The sequence below is a fragment of the Okeania sp. genome, assembly GCF_983059655.1.
Map to the genome: position 1 here is coordinate 1 of NZ_CEZPJD010000909.1, position 2,941 is coordinate 2,941.

A 2,941-nucleotide genomic window follows, 5' to 3' on the forward strand; every position below is an offset into this window, starting at 1 on the left:
AACTAATTCCCTCAAAAGGTCCTAAAAAAGTAGGTCGAGGACGAGTAATATGAACTTCCCATAATGCTTTTAATACTGCCAAAATTTCACGGGTTGAATAACGCTTCATGGAATCATTTCTAAATTTTCCCCAATCTGGTGTACCTAAACCTGTAGCATCTACTCCCAGTTGACGACAGGTATAAACTGCACGAGGTAAATGATAACGTTGAGTTACTAAGACTGCTTGGGTAATGCCAAATATTTCTTTAGCACGATAACAACTTTCATAAGTACTAAAACCAGCATAATCTAAAGTAATATCATCAACAGATACACCACGGGAAATTGCATATTCTTGCATTGCCTTGACTTCATTATAATCAGGGGTACCATTGTCACCAGTCATCAAAATTTTTTTAACACTACTAGCTTTGTACAAGTTAACAGCTCCTTGTACTCGATCGGCTAACATTGGTGTGGGAGTACCATCTTCCCATACTCCAGCCCCAAAAACTATAGCAATAGGTTGCTCTGGCACTTCTTCAGGGTTGTTGTATCGATATTTGCTTGTCGCCATTCTGACATAAACATTTAAAGCTAGAGGAATTAGTAGCATTGTTAATACTAAAACTAGAAAAATTAAGCGTTGATTGAGTAAAAATAATTTAGGCAACATAATTAAGAATAAATTTTAGGTTTTATATCAAGTTCTGGTAATTTGAGTATAGGAGACATTTATAAATGTTAACTAGGGCTTGTTGATTAAATCTCAAAGCATTAAGTAATATTGGCTAAAGCCTTTTTGGGGTTTAAAAAAAGTGCCTGGTATCACGTCCCACACTCTCAAAAAGTTAGCATAAATAGCAGAATAATTGCAGAAAAATCATGATCGACAAATATATCCGACTACCTCCTAACTACTTTCTACTCCCTCACTCCCCTACTCCCCCACTCCCCTACTCCTTAAAAAGACTTTTTTAGCAAACCCTAACTACTATTTATGTGCTAAACCAATTGCTTCAGAAATAGATTTTAATCCTTTTTCATCTAACTTTTGCAGTAATCCTTGGAGAATTTTTTTGACCATTCCTGGTCCTTGATATACCCATCCTGTGTAAACTTGAATTAGACTTGCCCCCGCGATAATTTTATCCCATGCATCTTCTACAGTAAATATACCACCTACACCAATAATTGGTAATTTTCCTTGAGTTTCTTGCCAGATAAATTTAATTATTTCCGTAGATCTTTGAGTTAATGGTGCGCCACTAATTCCACCTGCCTCTTCACTGACAAGTTTACCAGTTTTAGCAATAATTTTAGTTTTTAATCTATCACGAGAAATAGTTGTATTAGTGGCAATAATGCCGGAAATTTGATATTGTTGAATTAGGTCTAGTATGGAAGCGATCGCTTCCTTTTCTAAATCTGGTGCAATCTTAACTAAAATAGGTTTAATGCCTTGATTTTCTGCTTGTAAATCTGCTAAAATGTTACTTAAATTTTCAACATTTTGTAGGGAGCGTAGCCCCGGAGTATTAGGAGAAGAAACATTGACTACAAAATAATCACCCCAATTTTTTAACAATCTAAAACTACCTAAATAATCTGTTGCTGCTGCCTCTAAAGATGTTATCTTGGATTTACCAATATTTATACCATAGGGAAAAAAATTACGACAAAAATAATTATTATTATCCTGTACCCTGAGACTCTCTGGAATATTTTTTCCTTGAGATTGTAACCTCATCGCTAAAGCAGCAGCACCTTGATTATTAAATCCCATTCTATTCAAAGCAGCTCTATCTATTGGCAAACGAAATAATCTTGGTTGAGGATTTCCCGGTTGTTCATGAAGAGTAACTGTACCAAGTTCAGCAAACCCAAAACCCAATTGAGGCCAGGCATTAATGGCCACACCATCTTTATCAAATCCTGCCGCTAAACCCACAGGATTTTTAAAGTTTAATCCCCATAGAGTTTGTTCTAGGCGAGTATCCTCAAAACATAAAGATTGTTGCATAATTTTCTGCAACCCATTTATTAGTTTACTAGAGGAATTAGTATCCATAAAACTGAGAATATTTAGGACTTGATTATGTACCAATTCTGGATCGGATTTTAATACAGAAAATAGAGTCGGAAAGATGACAGAACGATAAATATTTAACACTTTATCCTAAATGGTAGTTGACAATTTAAAAAAACTAAAAATCAAAATTTAATTTTATCAGGTATAATTTTGAGATGACAAGACTATTTTTAATCAAAGCACACTAATTAATTCTCGATTGTTAATATATCATTAATATTACTGATCAATATAGAGTTTAGAGATATGCATCCGTCTCAACAGGAGAATTTCATAAAATATCTCTTTCTCATCACCAAAAACAAGATATTTTATTGAGAACAGCTTGTATAAAATTGATATTAAGCCATATTTACTATATTGAGCGGATAGAAATTAATACCTATGACTCAAAAATTATTAATTATTAATATTAATTACCTCTCCTTGAAAATGGATAGGATTGACTCAAAGAAAAATTTTGCTTTATTATCTCCTGAAAATGGGAGGCTTTAAACTAAAATTTTTTGGTAATGAATAATGAATATTGAGAAAATTATGTCCCGTTGAATACTTAATAAATAAATAGTAATATGAAGTATAAACAATGAGTAGTCATTTCAGTTATCAGTTATCAGTTATCAGTACCTAAGGCTGTTTGCGGAGCATGACAAAGGTCAAGCAAGAGGCTTGAAGTACGGAATTATTTTTTCTCTTGGTCGATTGGATATGGCGTTTGCTAGCGCAAAGCTCCGCTAACGCGTTTGCGATAGCATTCCGCAAGGAAAGCGTCCCGGAGGGAACGGGGACCTCGCCATCCCACCCTACGGGAAGCTCCGAAGAGCGACCGCTGTCTTGGTCGATTGGATATGGCGTTTGCTAGCGCAA

The 2,941-nt window shown here is 34.8% G+C and carries 2 protein-coding genes; both read right to left on the minus strand.

Going from position 1 to position 2,941, the window contains the following annotated elements:
- Window positions 1-658 (minus strand): SanA/YdcF family protein (locus tag AC3DU7_RS30040; protein WP_488042900.1); only part of this gene is annotated, 658 nt, incomplete at its 3' end.
- A gap of 318 nt (window positions 659-976) precedes the next feature.
- A complete protein-coding gene (locus tag AC3DU7_RS30045) occupies window positions 977-2,155 on the minus strand; it encodes a quinone-dependent dihydroorotate dehydrogenase (protein ID WP_488042901.1) in 1,179 nt (392 codons plus the stop codon).
- Between the last annotated feature and the right edge of the window lie 786 nt (window positions 2,156-2,941).